General features: G+C 40.3%; 19 protein-coding genes. 5 read left to right on the top strand and 14 right to left on the bottom strand.

Features of this window, described 5'->3' with window-relative positions; translation table 11 throughout:
* From ACSLUH_RS13230 to ACSLUH_RS13200, 7 genes are all read right to left on the bottom strand, one after another.
* A complete protein-coding gene (locus tag ACSLUH_RS13230) occupies positions 1-705 on the bottom strand; it encodes a helix-turn-helix domain-containing protein (RefSeq protein WP_448567745.1) in 705 nt (234 codons plus the stop codon).
* A gap of 143 nt (positions 706-848) precedes the next feature.
* Positions 849-1,112 carry a hypothetical protein gene (locus ACSLUH_RS13225; protein ID WP_448567743.1) on the bottom strand — a complete coding sequence of 88 codons (264 nt, stop codon included), beginning with the start codon at positions 1,110-1,112 and terminating at the stop codon, positions 849-851.
* 83 nt (positions 1,113-1,195) lie between these two features.
* Positions 1,196-1,906: a DNA alkylation repair protein gene (locus ACSLUH_RS13220; protein ID WP_448567741.1), complete on the bottom strand. Its 711-nt coding sequence runs from the start codon at positions 1,904-1,906 to the stop codon at positions 1,196-1,198.
* 5 nt (positions 1,907-1,911) lie between these two features.
* Positions 1,912-2,715, bottom strand: coding sequence for a crotonase/enoyl-CoA hydratase family protein (locus tag ACSLUH_RS13215; protein WP_448567739.1), 804 nt, complete (start codon positions 2,713-2,715; stop codon positions 1,912-1,914).
* 61 nt (positions 2,716-2,776) lie between these two features.
* A complete protein-coding gene (locus ACSLUH_RS13210) occupies positions 2,777-3,202 on the bottom strand; it encodes an ion channel (RefSeq protein WP_448567737.1) in 426 nt (141 codons plus the stop codon).
* 306 nt (positions 3,203-3,508) lie between these two features.
* Positions 3,509-4,516, bottom strand: a complete 1,008-nt coding sequence (locus ACSLUH_RS13205) for an AraC family transcriptional regulator ligand-binding domain-containing protein (protein WP_448567735.1) — start codon at positions 4,514-4,516, stop codon at positions 3,509-3,511.
* A gap of 2 nt (positions 4,517-4,518) precedes the next feature.
* Positions 4,519-5,421, bottom strand: coding sequence for a GGDEF domain-containing protein (locus ACSLUH_RS13200; RefSeq protein WP_448567733.1), 903 nt, complete (start codon positions 5,419-5,421; stop codon positions 4,519-4,521).
* Between the two features lie 326 nt (positions 5,422-5,747).
* On the opposite strand from ACSLUH_RS13200, the gene ACSLUH_RS13195 reads away from it, so the two are divergent.
* From ACSLUH_RS13195 to ACSLUH_RS13185, 3 genes are all read left to right on the top strand, one after another.
* The gene (locus tag ACSLUH_RS13195) at positions 5,748-8,441 is read left to right on the top strand and encodes a TonB-dependent receptor (protein WP_448567731.1); all 2,694 of its coding nucleotides are present in this window, start codon (positions 5,748-5,750) and stop codon (positions 8,439-8,441) included.
* An 82-nt stretch (positions 8,442-8,523) separates the two neighbouring features.
* Positions 8,524-9,516 carry a metallophosphoesterase gene (locus ACSLUH_RS13190; protein WP_448567729.1) on the top strand — a complete coding sequence of 331 codons (993 nt, stop codon included), beginning with the start codon at positions 8,524-8,526 and terminating at the stop codon, positions 9,514-9,516.
* Positions 9,503-10,558, top strand: a complete 1,056-nt coding sequence (locus ACSLUH_RS13185) for a phytase (protein ID WP_448567727.1) — start codon at positions 9,503-9,505, stop codon at positions 10,556-10,558. The genes ACSLUH_RS13190 and ACSLUH_RS13185 overlap by 14 nt, the downstream gene beginning before the upstream one ends.
* 18 nt (positions 10,559-10,576) lie before the next feature.
* Here ACSLUH_RS13185 and ACSLUH_RS13180 read toward each other — a convergent pair whose 3' ends face one another.
* A complete protein-coding gene (locus tag ACSLUH_RS13180; protein ID WP_448567725.1) occupies positions 10,577-11,209 on the bottom strand; it encodes a TetR/AcrR family transcriptional regulator in 633 nt (210 codons plus the stop codon).
* A 92-nt stretch (positions 11,210-11,301) separates the two neighbouring features.
* Between ACSLUH_RS13180 and ACSLUH_RS13175 the strand changes: the two genes are divergently transcribed.
* A complete protein-coding gene (locus tag ACSLUH_RS13175) occupies positions 11,302-12,096 on the top strand; it encodes a MipA/OmpV family protein (protein WP_448567723.1) in 795 nt (264 codons plus the stop codon).
* Position 12,097: 1 nt separating this feature from the next.
* Positions 12,098-13,216, top strand: a complete 1,119-nt coding sequence (locus tag ACSLUH_RS13170; protein ID WP_448567721.1) for a fumarylacetoacetate hydrolase family protein — start codon at positions 12,098-12,100, stop codon at positions 13,214-13,216.
* A 60-nt stretch (positions 13,217-13,276) separates the two neighbouring features.
* On the opposite strand, the gene ACSLUH_RS13165 is transcribed toward ACSLUH_RS13170, so the two are convergent.
* The 6 genes from ACSLUH_RS13165 to ACSLUH_RS13140 form a co-directional block, all read right to left on the bottom strand.
* The gene (locus ACSLUH_RS13165; RefSeq protein ID WP_448567719.1) at positions 13,277-16,015 is read right to left on the bottom strand and encodes a M16 family metallopeptidase; all 2,739 of its coding nucleotides are present in this window, start codon (positions 16,013-16,015) and stop codon (positions 13,277-13,279) included.
* A 199-nt stretch (positions 16,016-16,214) separates the two neighbouring features.
* Entirely contained in the window at positions 16,215-17,246 is a 1,032-nt protein-coding gene (locus ACSLUH_RS13160) for a DUF2157 domain-containing protein (protein ID WP_448567717.1), read from the bottom strand.
* 85 nt (positions 17,247-17,331) lie between these two features.
* Positions 17,332-17,736, bottom strand: a complete 405-nt coding sequence (locus ACSLUH_RS13155; RefSeq protein WP_448567715.1) for an MAPEG family protein — start codon at positions 17,734-17,736, stop codon at positions 17,332-17,334.
* A 116-nt stretch (positions 17,737-17,852) separates the two neighbouring features.
* Positions 17,853-18,191: a hypothetical protein gene (locus tag ACSLUH_RS13150; protein WP_448567713.1), complete on the bottom strand. Its 339-nt coding sequence runs from the start codon at positions 18,189-18,191 to the stop codon at positions 17,853-17,855.
* A 122-nt stretch (positions 18,192-18,313) separates the two neighbouring features.
* Positions 18,314-18,961, bottom strand: a complete 648-nt coding sequence (locus ACSLUH_RS13145; RefSeq protein ID WP_448567711.1) for a hypothetical protein — start codon at positions 18,959-18,961, stop codon at positions 18,314-18,316.
* Between the two features lie 178 nt (positions 18,962-19,139).
* Entirely contained in the window at positions 19,140-19,781 is a 642-nt protein-coding gene (locus ACSLUH_RS13140) for a DUF2268 domain-containing putative Zn-dependent protease (protein WP_448567709.1), read from the bottom strand.
* Between the last annotated feature and the right edge of the window lie 47 nt (positions 19,782-19,828).

Genomic DNA, 19,828 nt, shown 5'->3' with positions numbered 1-19,828 from the left:
TTACATTAGCTTAAACACATAAGACAGACCAAAACCGCCGCCGACTAGGAGCACCAACCCCATAATTGAAATAATATCTTTGAGTGGAGATTCAATATCGGCCGTTGATGTTAGCCTGTAAAAACGTCTTTGCTCACCAATAGGCTCGACATAACTGTCTCCCTTGTAGGTTGAGGTCAGTTCTATTTTTTGATCAATACGACTGGCATTTTTGTCCAAACGTTCCAACCATTCTTCTCGCGACTCTTTCACCAATTGCAAACGATGAATTGAAAACTGCTCATTGGTTTCGCCTTTATCAATTAAACCTTGAGATTCATACTGGTAAACCTTACTGGCAAATATTGACGAAGAGTTTCCCGACATGGTCATGGCGATACCTAATAAAATCACCAATACAGACACAATATAACCACGCTTTAACGATGCTTTCTTGGCGGCTTGTTTTGCTTCAAGTTTAATGGCAACTTCAGGAATATGACCCAGTTGAGCATTCAAGTGTTGCTCTGATATCGGTGTGATCAGGGTCATAAAGTCAATATCAAAAGCGAGTGCTATTTTATTTAAAATATCAAATGATGGCGTACTTTTTTCATTTTCCAATTTTGATAAATAAGATTGCTCGATTCCCGCTTTAACCGCCAATTCTGGTTGAGTAAGTTCAGCTTGGCTACGCAGCTGTTTAATTCGTTCACCTAATTTCATAACTATCCTCTATTGCTTGATGTTGTTAATTTTCAAGCAAATTCTTGTTTATCATATCAGGAATAAGAAGATGAATATCAGTAGATAATTAGGAATATTGATAATATTTATGGGGTGTTGGTTTTTTGAGGCTATTTTTGCAGCTATTGATGATCATTGTTTGGAGAACCTTGGCTACTTTTTTTACCTTCTTGCTCTCTTTTCACCAATAAAAACGTTAAATACATTTTTGTTGGCAACGAAAATATCAATCCTAATGCGATACAAGCCGCGCTAATGATCATGCCACTAACCCCCATTTTCTCAGGTAGATGCGCATAGGAGATAAAATAATGACCGAGTAACAGCAACACGATACCAATTGCGATCGAAATATTCAGTAATCGTATCGTTTGTGCTTCTGTCAATTGCACTCTCCGTTATCAAAGCCCAGAAGACAGTGTAATAAGATTTATCCGAATAAGGTTTGATTGACGTCAGCTTTTTGCAATTAAGTCGCTTTAATAGACAGATAATGCTGACGTTCGGCCTGGCTCAGCTTTTCAATAGCGTAGCGCAGCATAGTTCTGGGCATTAGCTTAGCATGGTCGTTCAAAAAACTTCTTAGCATTTGAATATTTTTCTTGCCCATTTCCCTTAGCATCCAACCAACCACTTTGTGAATGAGATCATGATTGTCATTCAACAACACCTTAGCAAGCTCAATAGTGGTTTGAAAATCTTGCGCTTTGATAAAGGTATAGGTCGACATCATCGCGATACGTCTTTGCCATAAATTTTTCGATTGCGCATAGGTCAATAATATCGTTTTATCTTGGTTTAGTAAGTGAACACCAACTATCTTGTGCGCTGAGCTATCAACAAGATCCCAGTTATTCACTAATTGACTATGTTCAAGATACGCTTGGTATACATTCTCTTTTTCATCTTTACTACCCCGTTGGTACAAAGCTACTAATGCCAGCACAGCAAACAAACGCACTTCGTGATAAGGGTTTTTCAAGAGGCCAATTGCTAAATTTAACGACAACTCAGCTTTAAAATGACTGATCGCTTGACGAATTGTCGGGACATTAATCCCTAAAAAGCGATCACCTTCTCCGTACTCTCCAACATCTGTTTTAAAAAAACGTGCCGAATGTTTGGCCTTTTTGTCATCTTTAAACTGCTCGAGATAGTCGATAATAACTTTTTCACTCATGATTACTATTTGAAACGTCTAGGCTTAAATGGCTTTACGTCGTCTGGATGTCGTTGATTATGGGTTTTAATTTTTTGGTTCTTACCTAACAAAACCAGAATTTGGTAGTAGCTTTCTCTCAATAAGGTTAGCCCGATAGATGACCACCAACTGCGGTTATACAGGCACTTGGTTGCCGCAACACTATCAGGAGATTGCTGTAAAAGTGTATTGAGTAACTCATCGACCATCGCCTGCGGTTGCTCACTCACGTTATCAATAAGCCCTAATGCTTTAGCATCACACGCCGAGATAATTCTCGCGGTCATAGCAAGCTCTTTAGCAACGGGTAAGGTTAAGCGTTCACGTAATGCCAACGTACCGCCCATATCAGGAATTAGCCCCCATCGACTTTCCATGATCGAAAACTCGGCTTGTTGATGGGCAACGATAAAATCAGCGCCTAAGGCTATTTGCAAGCCCCCGCCCCAACATTTCCCATGGATCATTGCGACAACCGGAACCGATAGATGGCGCCAGCCAGTCGAAACACGTTGTGCTAAATTAGCGCGCCAAGGCAACCACTTAAACAACAATTTAACTGCGGCAGTTGGAGAAGACATGACCGATTTAACGTCAAGGCCGCTGCAAAAGTTATCGCCCGCGCCAGTTAAAACGACAGCACGAATAGATCTGTTTTTGTTTATATTTTTAATTGTTCGATCTAAACCAATGAACATCTCTAGATCAAGCGCATTGAGCTTATCAGGGCGATTAAGCGTCACCCATGCCACCTGATTAATCACTTGATATTCAATTCTTGTATTCATTGCTTACCTATAAGTGGTTAGACCTGTATACAACGTACATAATCAATACGCTGTTGTCTATCTACAAATTATTCCAATGGCGTTGCATTTCGAAATACAAGAATGACGCTGACCAAGTGATCAAAACCAGTCCAGTTAAAGATTCAATACCGGTTAAATAGCGAATATTACCTAACGGTTCAATATCACCGAAACCGACGGTACTAAAAACAGTAAAAGAAAAGTAAGCACAATCGAGTAAGCTACCATCAAATCGTCCTTCAAGCGCTCCCCAGCCTTCCGTTTTATTCATCAAATAATAAGCTATAGCAAAAACCCAGACTTCGATAGCATGAGCGACCAATGCACCAAAAACCCCAATGACAATGCGTAATCGATGCTTAATAGTCATTTTAGGGATCCATAGGGTAATGCGATAGAGAAATTCATAATGAATCATTACCGCAATGGCGACGATTAAACAGTTAATCAAAAATACGGAAAACATAGCTATAAACACTCGCGACACTTGAAGTTCAATGTAAAAAACAATCAGTTTTATTACACCAACTTAACCTTAGCTTTGTATAGGAAACAGCACAAAACCAATACAATCATGCAATTCAATTTACCCGGTGCTTCTAACGCATCACTTTTTACTTAATAAAGGTATATTGTTGAAAGAGTAGTCCGAAATTAACGACAATATAACGCAAAAATCAGTAAAAATAGACGTTAGCAATACATTCTTGAGGCAGAGCTAAGGTTAACTTAGCTTACCCTATCACAGCCTAGCTTTATTGCTAATGATATTTTAGCGCTTTGCTCTCAGTTCACTCGGTGTTAAGCCTGTCCAGCGTTTCACTGAGCGCCTAAAATTCGCCAAATCTGAAAAACACATTCTTAACGCACTCTCTTCATTATTGAGTCGCTGCATATTAAGCCAATAGATAGCTTGCTGACTTCTCACTTGATCTTGAATTTGCTGAAAACTGGTACCGTGTAGACTAAGTTTGCGTTTAAGCGTTGATGGACTTAATAAAAAATACTGTGCTGCTTCTTGCAATGAGCAGTGAGAATGACGGTTAATCAAACGATGTAATGCCTCAATTAAACTGCAATAACGTTCAGCTGCTTTCACCTCTTTGATCGCGCACCATTTTAAGGTTCGACTATATAAAGGGTTTTCAGAGTGTAAATGTTTTTTATCAAAGCTAATGCTAGTAACCGGCATAGAAAACTCTATCTGTGAACCCAAATTTTCCTGATACTCTGGTAAATGACTCGGCTGAGGAAAAGCAAAATAAAACCGCAGAGGTATGCGATTGCCAAACATCCTTTTTATTGCACCAGATAACGCGGTACAATATGTTTCGATAATAAAACGCCACACCCTATCACTACCGAAGCTATCGTTAAGTAGTAAATTAACGCGCTGTTGATCATCATAGCGCTTTGCAAAAATAAACGGGCAAATTTGCCAGTGAAACACCGAAAGAATGCGTAATGCTTCGGCCAAATGTTGACTATATTGAAGCGCACTGGTGATAGCACCATAATTACTTGGAAACAAGCGATGACCAAGTAAGAACGCACAATCATTGCCGGGATATAGACGCTCTGCACGTTCGATTAACTTTAATAACTGTTTTGCTGACAGCAAGACATTACCATGACGGATATCCTGATAAAAGATACCCGTTCCTCGCAACAGTTTATCCTGATCAACTCCTCTGGAGCATACTAAATCAATTAAACATGCAGCAAGTTGATGAGCTGGAAAGAACTTATCATCTACCATTAATGTCAAAGGCAAGGCCATGGTCAGTAACCGCCTTTACATAATTCAAGCTGACGAGTTGCTCTAGCCAACAGTTGTTCTAAATTATCATCAGGCAAGGATTCTTCTGTCGCAAATGTCAATGATTGGTAGCACGCTTGCCCAGTCGCGGAGAGCTTAAATGAAAGGTGCTTAACAGCATTACTGATTTGCTTCGCTATTTCATTTGCACTAACAAAATCCGTGTCCGAAAATAACAACACAAATCTATCACCTGCGAAACGGCATGCTAAATCAGACTGCCGAAGATTCATTAATATCAACTCAGAGACTTCTCGCAACAACCGGTCGCCCTCTGCTGCACCATATTGACGATTAAAATCATCGAAATTATCCATATCAAGCAAAACAATTGAAAAAGCATCATGGTAGTTATCATTTAGTTTTTCTTGAATAAGAGCTTTCATGTATTCTGCTCGGTAGAGCTTAGTGACATAATCCACCTGATCATGGGCACGCAAACGATACTCTCGTCGCTTCAATTGCTGATTTAAAATGAGTTGCTCTTGGTGCCATAAGTATAAACCGTAGGTGATAACCACCATGCCAATGAGCGCTGGCATAGATTCTACCAAACTAAGCCACGAAGCAGCGTCTTGGTAGTAAACAAACTCGTCAAACAAATCAAGTAATGCCGAAAACATGTAGCAGCAAAGACCAACAACCAGTAAGTTCGTTACCCGTCCAGTTGGTCGGCTAACCAGCAAAAAAAACACCCATACCATGGTTAAAATGGCGATACCGCCTTCCCCTAGAACGTCTAGCCAAGCGACTTGTACCCAAGTTTTACTAACGCCTAGTCCAAAGCATAAAGCCACTGCAATACTAATCGTTCCAAACGCTAATGAAACCAAACGATTATGGTGTGATAACAAGGAGTAATTCATAACGTCACGTCAATAAGGCAACTAATGGAATTAATGCCTATCTTACTCATTTCGAAAATTTTTAGATAAGGTCATTTTGGCTCAGCGATATGACAATAAAATGAAGATAAAAGCAGTTACCAGAACACTGACCATCACACAGCGATAAAATTCGTCATCATTAGGAGGTCAAAAAAGCTCATTGCGACACAAATCCCTCGGAAAATTCGCAAAAATCAGGGTTGCTGATACCCATTGAATTTTTTCCGTCATAAAAAAGTCATTAAAGCCGCATAGGCTGCCTAGCAATCTTTTTCAATCAACTTCATTTAAAAGTGGAATTCGACATGCACCTGATTAGAAACAAACTGACATTGGCTTGCCTGATGGCCTTAGCTAGCCAAAACGCCTTTGCGCAGAATAACGGCAACATACATGGGCAGCTGAGTAGTGAAAACTTAACTCACTATTTTTCAGGTGCCCAACTCGAAATTAAAGAACTGGGGATCACAACCACCTCGAGACGCAACGGTTCATATCGTTTTAATAATATCCCCGAAGGTAGCTACACGCTCGTCGTATCATACATGGGTGCTAACCCAATTGAACAAACGATTACCGTAAAATCAGGTCAAACACTCGAACACAATCTTCAGTTGGTCACTAAACTTAACCGCATAGAAAATATCGTTGTTTACGGACAACGCAGCGGTCAAGCCTCTGCACTGAATCAACAACGCAGCGCTGATAGTATAAAATCAATCGTATCAGCGGATGCAATCGGCCAATTTCCTGACCAAAATGCCGCAGAAGCATTGCAGCGTTTGCCGGGACTATCGATTGAACGAGATCAGGGTGAAGGACGCTTTGTCGGCATTCGTGGTATTGATCCTAATCTAAATAATGTCACGATAAACGGCTTGAATGTGCCATCTCCCGAAGGCGGTGTGCGCTCTGTTGCTCTGGATGTCTTACCTGCAGAGCTGATCCAAGGACTTGCTGTTTCCAAATCCGTCACTGCAGATATGGATGCCGATGCCATTGGTGGCTCAATTGAAGTGATAAGCTTAAGTGCTTTTGACAAAAATGAAGATAGTGCCAGTTTAACCGTACAAACTAGCCATAACGAACTACGTAAAGAAACGAGCCCAAAACTATCAGGTAGCTATACGCATATTATTGACGATACTGTTGGTTTAGCCGCTGCATTATCCTATTACGACAGAGATTTCGGCTCTGATAACATTGAAACAAACGGCGATGATGAGATTGAGCAACGCTTTTATCAAATTAATCGTGAACGCCTAGGTGCCGCCATCAACTTAGATATTCGCCCCGACTTTAATAATCAATATTATCTGCGCAGTTTGTACAGCAAGTTTTCTGACAATGAGTATCGATTAGCCAACACTTTTACATTTGATGGTGAAGACTCTGAAGTCGAACGTGAAAGCAAAGATCGCTTTGAAAGTCAGACGATTCTATCAGTTACCGCGGGTGCCGAGCACGTCATTAATGATTGGCTTGTTGAATACCAAGTGGGTTACTCAAAAGCAGATGAAGATGAGCCTGACTCACTCTATTACGTATTCGCCAATGATGAAGTTACCATTGATTCCAGTATGGCAGGCCAAATTCCAACGATCAGCCAAAATGACAATGTCATGCGTATGAATCACTATGCGTTAGATGAAATTAGTTTTGAGGACAATTACACTAAAGATACCGAAACAAGCGCCAAAGTAGACTTTACTCACTTTAGCCAATGGAACAACCATGCAGTAGAAGTGAAATTTGGCGCTAAATTTCGCCAACGTGAAAAGCTTAACGATACCAGTATCTTTATCTACGATGGTGACTTTGATGAGATTGACTCAGCGCAATTCGCTACTACTGCACCCGATTGGAGCCTTGGCAACTTCGGTGATGGTTTAGACCGCTCAACCATGCGTTCTTTCTTTAAACGCAATCAATCTGAACTTGAACTGGCACAACTCGATTCAGAACTAGAGTCCAATGGTGCAACTTATCAAAATAATGAAGACATTTTTGCCGCTTACTTCATGTCAAAAATTGATATTAATGATTTACGATTAGTGGCGGGATTGCGTTATGAACAAACTCAATTTTCAACGCAAGGTATGCGCGTTGAACTAATTGAAAACGAACAAACCGATGTTGAAGAAGTTGTCAACAGCCAATGGACAGGTGAACAAGATTACAACCATTTACTACCTAGCATCAATGCCCGTTACGAATTTACCCAGAAACTCATTGGTCGATTTGCCTATACCCAAACAATTTCTCGACCAAAGTTTGAAGATATTGGTGCTTATCAAATTATTGAATCTAAAACTGAAGAAGATGACGGTACCTATATTACTGAACGAGAAGCAGAGGTCGGGAATCCAGATTTAAAACCCTACGAAGCCGACAATATTGATATTGCGTTAGAGTACTATCCTGGTGATATAGGCGTGATTTCAGCAGGCTACTTTCATAAAACTATCGATAATTTTGTCATTATTGCTGATGTTGCAGGAACCGAAGGTTGGGATGGATACAACGAGGTAATGCAGCCAATCAATGGTGAATCCGCCACCGTTAACGGCGTTGAGTTGTCTTGGGTGAAAGCTTTTGACAATGGTTTGCTCCTATCAACCAATGCCACATTTTCCGATTCTAAGGCGACAACCTTACTTGACGGAGAACGCTATGAAACTAGCCTTCCTAATCAGAGTGATACTGTTGGAAACGTTACTTTAGGCTATGAAAGCAACGCGCTGAGTTTACGCTTAACACTTTCTTATAAAAGCGAAAATTTGGAAGAAATCGATGGCGATATGCTGCGCATGGAAGATGCCCATCAACAAGTTGATTTCATGGGGAAATACTTCATAAACGAGAACATGCATTTATATTTCAACGCCGTGAATATTAATGATGAACCCTATTACCATTACTTTGATCGTCGTAATAATAACGCACAGTATGAAACCTATGGTCGCACATTTGAACTGGGCTTCAACTGGACAATGTAATCTCAAAAATAAGATCACCATGGCGCAGAACGATTAGGTACTGCGTCGCGACTATGTACACGAAGTAAAAAACACTAAACTTATGTTATTAATATTTAGCAAATTTATCGGTATTTTAGCATTACTACCGCTGCTCGCTTTTGGGCAGCAAATCTATGATGATGCTTATTACCAAAAACACCCGATCAACAATCTAGAGTTACTCGACAATAGCTTAAACTTTATGGTGATCGGGGATTGGGGCACCAATGGCCATTTTTCGCAACAGCCAGTTGCCCAGTGGTTAGACATTGCCATGCGTGCGTTTGACGGCGAATTTGTCACTACCACAGGCGACAATTTCTATGACAATGGCGTTGCGTCTATTGACGACCCCTATTGGCAAAGCTCATTTGAAGCTGTTTATCATGGGCCTTATTTGTTCAACGATTGGTATCCAACTTTAGGAAATCATGACTATCGTGGTAATTGGCAGGCACAAATTGATTACAGCCAAAAAAGCCGACGCTGGCAGTTTCCTGCTCCTTATTACGCCAAACATTTTACCCTAAACAATGGTGAGCAACTATTGCTGTTATTCATTGATACTAGCCCACTCAATCCAGAATATAAGACTCGAGCTAAATATGCGGCAACGCAGCGACAAGATAGCCAACAACAACTTAACTGGCTAGAACAGCAACTGACTCAGTCAAGCGCTAAGTGGAAGATCGTTATCGGTCATCACCCTTTATATTCGAGTGGTAAACGCTTTGGGCAAAACCAAGGGATAAGAAACGTACTCGAACCTATTTTTGAGCGCCATAAGGTAAACGCCTACTTTGCTGGGCACGAGCACGACCTGCAGCATAACCAACCGACAAACAAATTTACAGCCCACTTCGTTTCTGGTGCAGGCGCTAAGTTACGAACAGTGAGTCATCGGGCATTTACCCGCTTCGCGCAAGCCACCCCTGGCTTTATCGCCGTGTCGGTAAACGATGAAAAAATTCGCGTTCAAATTATTAGCGCAACAGGCGAAGTGCTTTACCGTACAGATTTATTACAGGAGTCACAGAAAAATGAAAACCGTTAATTACTTATTAGTCTGCCTTTTAGTTAGCGCGCTAGCTGGGTGCGAGAACACTCATAAGCAGCGTTTATCCATCTCTGATGTGCTAACACCGAGTGTTGAAACATTACCCGTCAATACCGAAGGAGATGCCGCTGACGACCCCGCTATTTGGATTAATATGCAAAATACTGAGCAGAGCCTAATTATTGGCACAGATAAAAAACTCGGTTTAAACGTGTATAACTTAGCGGGAGAATTAACCCAGCAACTCGCCATTGGACGACTCAATAACGTAGATTTACGTTATCAGATCTCGCTTGCTGGCGAACAAGTTGATATCGCAGCAGCGAGTAACCGTAGCAACAACAGCATTAGTTTATTGGCGATTAACACCGAAGGGCAGTTAACTCACCTAAATGATATTAAGACCAATTTAAATGAAGTGTATGGTTTATGCATGTACCAAAATAACGACAATAATTATGTCTTTATTAATGATAAAGATGGTCGATACCAACAATACCAACTGCACACAGAAAAACTCCCTATATCTGCAACCTTAGTGCGCGAATTTTCACTGCCGAGTCAGCCTGAAGGATGTGTTGCTGATGATAAAAGCCAAAAACTGTATATGGGCGAAGAAGCAAAAGGCATTTGGCAACTTTCTGCCGATCCGAAAATTAACGATCTAAACCAGGTTGCAGAGCTAGATAATATGCTTAATGCCGATGTTGAAGGAGTAGGCTTGTATTATCTTAATGAGCAACCCTACTTAGTGGTTTCTAGCCAAGGAACTAATAGCTATGTGATCTACCAACTTAACGATACTATAAAAGCGCTTGGTCATTTTAGAGTAGCAACCAATCAAACACACAATGTCGATGAAGTCTCAGAAACAGACGGACTCGAGGTTACCTCGATGAGCCTAGGTAAAGATTGGCCAGATGGCCTATTAGTTGTACAAGATGGTTATAATCAGCTTCCTGATGCCGCGCAAAACTTCAAATTGGTATCGGGCACAGGCATCAAGCAGTTCATTGAAAAATGGACGAATGCGGATTAATGTTAACGACAGGGTAAATTACTCTGTCGATAATTCTCCACATGTTAAATACACCATAATCAAATACTTTAATTCAGCAATGGTACGTTGCTGTTTTTGTTTATCTGCTTGGTACAGTACCGTATGATGCACAGTAGTTTCCACCAAGGTCGACAACAACTGTGCTGCTACATTTAGATCTAAGCCTTCACGGATCTGGCCTTTGTACTGACTAAAGGCTTCCGCAACTTTTTGATGAATGGTTGCACTCAGATCAGCTTTCTCTTCCAGCTCAAAATTAGCAACATCATGACTCAGTATCTTGTGCAAGGTTGGGTCAATTTCATGGCCTGCGACACTTGCATCTACAAAGCAACTGATCAGTTCAGATAACTGATTTGTTTTTAGTCGCTCTGGAACTTGACGAAAAAGGGAGAGTAATTCACTAAAGTGTGAGCGTTTAATTTCCGCGAGTAGGGTTTCTTTTGAAGTGAAATATTGATAAAGCGAACCAATACTCACGCCAGCTTCGTCAGCGACGGCATTAGTGGTAAATCCAGCAACACCCTCCGTTTTCAAAACGCGAGTCGCCGCCTCTAATATACAGTCAACCAAAAACTTAGATCTTTGCTGAAGTGGTTGTTTTTTAAGAGGTAAATCTAATTTCTGCATTGTTAAACCCTGCCATATAAAAGCGAGTATTTTCCCGAAAATATATCCGTAAGATATTAAAAACTAATCAACAACTTAGGTAGTGAATTAACATGAAAAAACGTAACAAAATACGTCTGACATTAGCTAGCGCACTTTTATTATCATTTACCAGTTCAGCGCAGACTGAAAAGCAGAACTTTGTCATATTTGGGCCTGCTTTAACCCCTGAATACCAAGGCAGTGATGATTATTCCACTGTCCCGATGATGGTCGCTGATTTATCTATTGGTAATTATGATCTTGAAATAGAGGGGTTAACTTTGAGAACTAGCCTCTTTGAAAGCAACAATCTTCAATTGGGTATTACCTCTGAGTTGGATTTTGGTCGTGATGCCGATGTCGAAAATTCGACAATAGCTAAATTTGAAGACATTGATTTAAGTGTTAATGTAGGCGCATTTGTCAATCATCAATTAAGTAACCTTTACTTAAATGGCGACGAGTTCAATACAAGGTTATCAATATTCACTGACGGTTCAAACAGTCACAAAGGCAGCTATTCAACCCTCGAATTTAGTTACACATTACCACTAATGATACCGTGGCGAATTGAATTCGAACTTTCTACCACCTACGCCGACAGCAACTATATGAACACGTACTTTGGTGTTAATCAAATGGACTCGGCGTTGTCTGGGTTACCAATGTATAGCGCTAGTTCATCAATTAGAGATATTACTTTCAATGCCAATATCGGGCTGTTTATGAGTCCTAAATGGGGAGCGTTTTTACGTACTGGCGCAACTCAACTCATGCAAGATGCCAAAGATAGTCCCATCGTCGCATTAGGAGATGACAAACAATATTTTATCGGCCTTGGCGTTTTTTACCGTTTTGGAGAATAACATGAAAAAAGCACTTATCTTGCTCACTTGGTTGCTTTCTCAAGCTACACAAGCAAATCAAATAGCCCCACTTGAAACCGCGTTAAGTTTATCGCATGTTGACATAGGTAATAGAGACCACACGATTGCGGTACTAAGTGATAGTAATGGCTTTATTACGGGTATCAACCTGAGTAGTTTAACAAAGCAATATTTAACGCCGGTCGCCATGTATCAGAAAATGGGCTATGAGCAAATAACAACCTTGATTAACAATGCAAATGAAGAGCATAAAGTCACTTTAAGCTATGACAGTTTAATCAGTCCAGCAGGGCAAAGTCGACATCATATTGCTTTGGGGTTTAATTACAGTGAGCATGCGGATGAAGTTTCTGCAGAGCGCAAGCCTTTCTTATTTGTGAAAAATGTTCTGCCCACTCGAGACCAAACGGTCGTTCATCAGCAGCAGCGACTCCTCGATTATGAAATAGAAATCTGTGCTAAACCATTAAAGACCCTCAAACCAAGTAATCTCGACAAGCTAGAACTTGGCTATTTTCTTTGTGGAGATTTTACCGATAGAGCAACCTTATTAAGGGAAATGAACCTTGATAATATTCGCTCGGGTGAGGGCTTTAGATCTGCCAAAAGTATGCCGGGGTATTTTCCTACCGGTCCTTACCTCGTTATTCCTAAACAGCAACGTAAATTTCTTGAGCAGATCGACTTTACGCTAACCCGTAATCAAAAAGTAGTACAACAAGCCAATGCTGGACAGATGATTTGGGAGCCAGCAACGGCGATCGAACAATTATTTTTACTTGCTGATAACCGACATAGCGAGCTAAGGTCAAATGAAAACTGGTTTCCTTACGGCAAATTTGATGAAAATATCACGTTGTTGACTGGCACGCCGGCGGGCGTGATCATGAGACCACCAAGTATTGGCTTCAAAATCCTTATGGGAACTTGGTATTTCCTTGGCTTTAACTTTTTAGATGATGATTATCAATCGCCACGAGACTTTGTCGTAAAGCAATATATTGAAACCTTGCTTGACGAAAAATCTTTTTTACAACCTGGAGAAAAAATCTCTATGTCGGCGGATTTTCTCGGCAGCATTGATATACAAATTAACTAACGTCAAGGGCTAGGTGATAAAAAAGGAAGCAAACGCTTCCTTTTTTAATCTTACAAATGGCTATTCAGCCACTTTACTCATATCGCCGGCTTTGATAATGGCAAACCCGTCTACGCTGAGGTATTTACGCATAACCTTATTAATATCTTCAGCACTTAAAGCCGCTATTTGCGCTTCATATTGCTTACCAAATTGCATGGTGCGATCAAGTAACAGGTTATCATTTAAGGTACCCGCCAACTCACGGTCTTGAGAACGACTTACTTTACGTCCTTGCAACAACCCTGATTTTGCCGCCGCAACTTCTTCATCCGTAAAGCCATCTTTTAATAAGCGAGCAATTTCTTCTTTAAAACCTACTTCAACCTTGGCTAGGTTTTGCGGAGCGCAAATCGCATAGGCCCCCATAGATGCTCGCTGATCAAAATCACTGATACTAATGAAAGAACCAGCCCCATAACTTAAACCATCTTTTTGACGCAATCGCGTTGCTAAACGACTATTTAAAAAGCCACCACCGAGCATATAGTTACCAATGGTTAGCGCCGGAGCATCAGGATGGCTTTGACCAACAGGTAGACTAATTGAAGCAATAAACGTCGCATTTTCTTTATCCGGCGTGTTAAATGTCATCGCTTCATTTGATAGCTTTTGGTAAGGACGAGCAATACGCTGATATTCATTTTCACTTGTCCAACTAGCCGTGATTTCATCAAGCGCCTTGGTGGTTGCTTGTTTATCAAAATCACCAACAACGGTTACTTGCATGCTAGAAGTGCCATAGAAATCCTGATGGAAACGCTTAACATCATCAAGCGACAAACGCTCTAATTCAGCTAAAGCCTCTTCAAACGTTGGCGTATAATGAGGATGTCCTTTTGGAAACGGACTTTGATGGCGCGAATACGCTCTAAAAGCAATTTGCTGAGGGTCTTGTAATTGTTGCTCTATCGCCACTTTGGTTTCGTTCTTATACAGCGTAAATTCTTTTTCGCTAAAAGCGGGCTTTTGCAACACTTCACCGACAAGTGTTAACGTATCAAGTAAATTTGCTTTGGTGGTATTGACTCTCACATAGGCATTTTGATGACCACCACCTATGCTAACTTGCGCCTCTAATTTATCAAACGCTTCTTTTAGCTGCTCGCGGGTATAGTTTTCTGTACCACGCATTAACATTGCACCTGTTGCGCTGCCTACTGCACGTTGACCTTGCAGTGACAGTAAGTCACCCATTTGCATGTCAATATTAACCACTACCGACTCGCCACGCGTTTTTTTAGGAAGTAAGGCAACTTTAACACCGGTATCTAGTTGGCTAATACCCGTACGAGCGTCAATATTATCGTGTGACGGATCAAATGCCTCACCTTGGGCGACCGCTTTTCGACCTTTATAATCTTTAACCATTTCTTCAACGCTAGTCACTTGTGGTATTTCAACTCGCGCTGGCTTATCAGCAGGAATAAATTTACCCAAGGTTCTATTATTCTGGGTGATGTAATGGCTTGCGACACGATTAACATCGTCAGCAGTTACCTTTTCTATACGGTCACGATTTAAAAATAGCAAACGCCAATCGCCCATACCTAACCATTCACTTAACTCAAGCGCAATACGCTCAGAGGAGTTAAAAGCAAGTTTGGTATTCTTAAGTATTGTGCGCTTGGCTTTTTCTACTTCAGCCTCGGTAATTGGTTTTGTATCAACACCTTCTAAGGTTGCTAATAAGGCAGTTTCTGTTTTAGTTAAATCCGCACTTTTATCTACTTCAGCCATAAAAATGGCAACACCAGGCTCAGCCCACTGAAAATTAAACCCAAAAGCGTTGCTCGCTAGTTCTTTTTCCACTAGCGCTTTATGTAAGCGCCCCGTCGCATCTGCTGATAACACTTCGTTAAGTATTTCGATTGCAGGAAAATCAGGGTGAGAACCTGCAGGAACATGATAAACGGCACCTATCATCTGCGCGTCGCCAACCCGCCTAACTGTTACTTCGCGCTCACCATCTTGAGCAGGCTCTGCGGTATAAAGCGGATTGATCACGCGAGTCGGCTTAGGAATTTTGCCGAAGGTTGCCTTTATTTTTGACAACATCGCGTCAGTTTCAAACTTTCCGGCAACAATTAATGTCGCATTATCGGGTTGATAGTATTTTTTATAAAATGCTTGCAGACGATCAATGGGGACATTTTCTAAGTCAGCACGCGAGCCAATGGTTGATTTACCGTAGTTATGCCATTCATAAGCAGCACCAAGCATGCGCTGCAACGTGATACGAAATGGACTATTTTCACCGCGCTCAAATTCATTTCTAACCACGGTCATTTCGCTGTCCAAATCTTTCTTGGCAATGAAGGAGTTAACCATTCGATCAGACTCCATGCTTAACGCCCAATCAATGTTTTTTTCTGTGGCAGCAAACGTTTCAAAATAGTTAGTGCGATCAGTCCAAGTTGTGCCGTTAGGCCTTGCACCATGAGCACTCAGTTCAGCGGGAATATCTTTATGTTTGGGTGTACCTTTAAAAACAAGATGCTCTAGCAAGTGAGCCATGCCAGTTTCACCATAGTTTTCATGCTTAGAGCCAACATGATAGGTAACGTTAACGGTGACGGTTTCTTTTGTCTGATCAGGGAACAATAAGACCTGTAAGCCATTATCCAAACGATATTCTGAAATACCTTCAACAGAGGTAATTTTTTTGAGTTCTGCCGCTAACGCAGACGGTGAAAGCATCGTCACGCAAAGAGAAGCAACCAGCAAAGGTTGCGAAGCCTTATACCATTTTTTTAGCATTTTAATTCCTTATAACCAACGGTAATCGCAATGTATCAGTTAAGTTACCTCTTGTTAACATTAAATTGTGAATATCCCAGTAACACAGGGAAATTTAGCGCTCAATGTTCGGTTAACGGGCTGAAAGTATTCGACGATACCGAGGCAGCGTCGCAAAACCGAGCATTATTTGTTTTTCTGAATAACGTTTTAGCTGCAATTACGCATGCTTAGATGCTAATAATTCACGCAATGCTACCGGTAAAAAGCTTCTCGCTTTAGTGGTAATTAGCGATTCATGTTTTTGCCAAAGAACGCCCAAATAAATAACGAATAATCCAAGTAGCGTTAAGGTAATAGGAAATAGCCAACTATCTTTGAATATAGTTGACGCTAAATACCCGATATAAACAGAACAACCAATTGCCCCAAATATAACAAACACCCTTCTGACAATGAGCACACCGGCAAAGATCATCAAAAGGTTAATGGAGAAATACATAAACTTAGACAATTCACTATCTGAATGTTGAAGTGACATCCCGCCCCAAAAAGCAATGACACCAAAAAGATATATCCAAAATGAATAGTCTGCTTTATTGTGTGATCTCATATCAACCCAAAAAGCGAGGGCGATCATCAGTAACCCAGTATACATAGAAACTATTTTTCTTAGTTCCCAGCTATAATCCCCTCCATTAATCATCACGGCAACATCCATTGTTAAATACCAAAGCGTCACTGCAATAGGCATGATTAAGAAAGGGTATTTGTATTTCCAGGCAATAATTGCACCTACGGCTAGGGTACTTAATTCCATGTAAAGCCAATGCCACTTGATGTATCGGTGGTATTCGCGATAAACACTTTCATCAGGCCAAACACCCAGTGTCTGTTGCAATCCATAAACGGCTAATGGAGTTAACGCGATAACAAAGGTGCCGCAAATACCAGCAGGAATAGCTAACCCTTTGGATTTGAAGATGTTAGTCAGTTGTAATCCAACCGCAGCATACAGTAGAGAAAGACATACTATGCCAATTCCTCCGAAGGACTCCCATCCTAAGTTCATAAACAGTGTCATTGCTCCAATTGCAATCATTCCGCCTAGGTAGTAAAGAACATGTGTAAAATCAAACTTAGCAGCTACGTTTGCTTGTTTATTTAAAAACTCGATTAGTTTCTCACACTGTTCTAATGAAATAATATTTTTACTGACAGCGTCTTCCAAATTTTTCTTATTGAAGTTCAATCAAAACCCCTTTCTATGATGTTCACCTAACGCCGCCAGTAGCGATACTGCTTAGCTGCGCCCCTCTAACAGCTTTGGTTAGGCATTATAGCCATGTCGCTGCACCCGCACCGAACAAAACAGCAATGGATATCAAAGATGCCCCAAACACAATTGAACGAAGGATTTGCAGATTTGCGTAATAGCACACTGCATATAGAAATCTTGATGCAGTGTAAGCCCATACCGCATATGCCACTAGGGTAGGTGAACCAGAAGACATAACACTAAAAGCTAGCGTAATGATGAAAATACCTAAACTTTCATTGGTATTTGCCACCGTCCGCGTCGCGCGAAAAAGAAGATCACTATGATCTGCAACCACTGGTGAACCAGGTATATGCTTATATTTTATGCCTAACAAGTCGGCAACGATCAGTTGGCAAAAGATAAGAAGAGCCAACACACCTAAAGCGGCTATGGTTTGACTGTAAGGTTCAAAAATTTCCATAAGTATTACCTAACGTCCTAACAAGGGATTAAAAATGCTTGGCTAAAATATGTTATGAAGCAAAAAAGCGCCAAGCTTTAACAATTCCACACTTAATTGACTTGTTGCGCTGCTGGCTATTCCTTACCTTCTAACACAGGACTGTAAATACCCCATACAGCAAATACAACCAGTAAAAATGATAAAGCAAGTAGCCAAACTAATAGCTTCATTGATTTACCACTATGACCTTTACTAACTTTATAAACAACAAAAGCTGAAACTAAAGCTAAAATGCCCCAGTAGCGATAGGTGCTAATTAAGATAGCCGTTTGAATGGGTAATTCAGCTTCAAGAGAATTGAATACATTTTCAAACTCTTGAATGATGAGAAAAGCTCCGTAGGCAAATAACCCAAAGTAAAGCGTAGACATAGTCGCCGCTACTACCTGAAAATTACTTTTAACTTGATTCATACTCTGCATCTCCTTTGCAATATAATGCTACATTGGGGGGCTGATAATAACTTACTAAAATAGTGTCGTAAAGCAGGACCTAACCAACTGTTTTTCCTTATTAAAAAATTTGTTAGGCTGATTTAATCCCCAATATACTTTACAACATTTTTTATAAACAACCCCGTACTTTCAACAGAAAGATGTAATATCCAACGGATATGAGGGGCTTCTTTAGATGATACAAAAATACTGAATGGATCGTTAATACTTGAACCTATTCTATTAACAACAAACTTCGAATTTGGTACAGCATTTATAAACTCCTTGCAGTCAGAACAAAACCACAAAGAGTAAAAAGGAATTCGGGTAATAACATCCAATTCATTGGCGTTTAGTCTTGATAAGAAGTTCGTTAAATTATCAAAAAACAGGTCTTTATTGTATTCACTAGGAAGGTAGTGCAGTGATACGTATTCATTTTCATTTATTCTAGGGCAAGCATTACCAATTGCAGATGACCATAGATACTTATCAGTTGTATCATCTTTCCCTAAGGCATACTTAGTAATCTGACAGTTCCCGAGAGGGGTTTTGCTCGGAGCAGATACGGCTAATGCCACGTTATGAAGAGTTAGTTTTTGCTGTTCAGAAGTCGGACAATATAATATTGCATCTATCTTTTCTTTAATTGCTACATTCAAGGAGAGTATATCTTCTTTGGTTGTAATATACTTACAGTGTGATACTGAGATTGTTTCAGCATACAATTCAGTAACAAAGCTAGTCATTAGAACAACAAAGACAATTAGTGTTTTACGATTTAAAATTGTTAACTCCCACTGGAAACAAACACCGCAACTGATTATAAACCTGACGCCCACTTAAGCGGACAAAAAACTATTGGTTAAAATGTGAAGTAAAACTTGACCTAACCAACTTTTTTTTCGTTTCAAGTACTTATCATGCTTATATTACAACCAACTCTTCGGCTGGTGTACCGACAAGCGTAACAGCACAACCACCGTGCTTATTAATGTATTCTGACACTAAATTAAAGCCAACCCAGTAGCCCGCTCGATTTGGAAATTTTGCAATATTTTGGCCACCGAAATACACAGGATAATCAAAATCAGTATTTTCCAAGTTAGCTTGCATTTTATTATATAAATCAAGCCACTCATATTTTCTGACTTCGTCAAAAAACTCTTTTACAACATGTGTATTAAATTTGGTCTCAAAATGACATGCAAGTCCTTCTGAAATAAGTACTTGAAACAGTTTTTTCTCTTGAACGCCAGAAGTTGCTCTTAGGACATGGTGCATTTCATGCGCCATAACGGCAGTGAGTTTATGATTTATGATATCAACGAGGTCTTTTCTGTCGGCATCTAACCCGATATCAATAACATAGATTTGAGAACTTGCAGATCCCATAATGCCACTCTCATTTTTGTACTCGTCAAGGCATGGACTTATTACAATATCTAGATTGGGTAATTCAATATGTTTTTTAATTTCAATCAGTGAATCCTGCGCTTTAGACTCCAAAAAACCTAAAACATGATTAAATTTTCCTGACGCATTTAAAACGGTTATTTTAGTAGGCATAACTTCCCATGTAACAGAAAACTCCAGATAAACATAACGGCTCAATT

It is taken from the genome of Thalassotalea ganghwensis (assembly GCF_053485795.1).
Note: the sequence above shows the minus strand (reverse complement) of the source record. Positions and strands in the feature narration are given on the sequence as shown.

Bases quoted from the DNA above. Each gene is read 5' to 3' on its own strand.
- ACSLUH_RS13175 (WP_448567723.1), top strand. From the start codon at position 11,302: ATGAAAAAACGTAACAAAATACGTCTGACATTAGCTAGCGCACTTTTA.
- ACSLUH_RS13170 (WP_448567721.1), top strand. From the start codon at position 12,098: ATGAAAAAAGCACTTATCTTGCTCACTTGGTTGCTTTCTCAAGCTACA.
- ACSLUH_RS13220 (WP_448567741.1), bottom strand. From the start codon at position 1,906: ATGAGTGAAAAAGTTATTATCGACTATCTCGAGCAGTTTAAAGATGAC.
- ACSLUH_RS13190 (WP_448567729.1), top strand. From the start codon at position 8,524: ATGTTATTAATATTTAGCAAATTTATCGGTATTTTAGCATTACTACCG.
- ACSLUH_RS13205 (WP_448567735.1), bottom strand. From the start codon at position 4,516: ATGGCCTTGCCTTTGACATTAATGGTAGATGATAAGTTCTTTCCAGCT.
- ACSLUH_RS13230 (WP_448567745.1), bottom strand. From the start codon at position 705: ATGAAATTAGGTGAACGAATTAAACAGCTGCGTAGCCAAGCTGAACTT.
- ACSLUH_RS13195 (WP_448567731.1), top strand. From the start codon at position 5,748: ATGCACCTGATTAGAAACAAACTGACATTGGCTTGCCTGATGGCCTTA.
- ACSLUH_RS13185 (WP_448567727.1), top strand. From the start codon at position 9,503: ATGAAAACCGTTAATTACTTATTAGTCTGCCTTTTAGTTAGCGCGCTA.
- ACSLUH_RS13145 (WP_448567711.1), bottom strand. From the start codon at position 18,961: ATGACTAGCTTTGTTACTGAATTGTATGCTGAAACAATCTCAGTATCA.
- ACSLUH_RS13215 (WP_448567739.1), bottom strand. From the start codon at position 2,715: ATGAATACAAGAATTGAATATCAAGTGATTAATCAGGTGGCATGGGTG.
- ACSLUH_RS13165 (WP_448567719.1), bottom strand. From the start codon at position 16,015: ATGCTAAAAAAATGGTATAAGGCTTCGCAACCTTTGCTGGTTGCTTCT.
- ACSLUH_RS13210 (WP_448567737.1), bottom strand. From the start codon at position 3,202: ATGTTTTCCGTATTTTTGATTAACTGTTTAATCGTCGCCATTGCGGTA.
- ACSLUH_RS13140 (WP_448567709.1), bottom strand. From the start codon at position 19,781: ATGCCTACTAAAATAACCGTTTTAAATGCGTCAGGAAAATTTAATCAT.
- ACSLUH_RS13155 (WP_448567715.1), bottom strand. From the start codon at position 17,736: ATGGAAATTTTTGAACCTTACAGTCAAACCATAGCCGCTTTAGGTGTG.
- ACSLUH_RS13150 (WP_448567713.1), bottom strand. From the start codon at position 18,191: ATGAATCAAGTTAAAAGTAATTTTCAGGTAGTAGCGGCGACTATGTCT.
- ACSLUH_RS13180 (WP_448567725.1), bottom strand. From the start codon at position 11,209: ATGCAGAAATTAGATTTACCTCTTAAAAAACAACCACTTCAGCAAAGA.
- ACSLUH_RS13200 (WP_448567733.1), bottom strand. From the start codon at position 5,421: ATGAATTACTCCTTGTTATCACACCATAATCGTTTGGTTTCATTAGCG.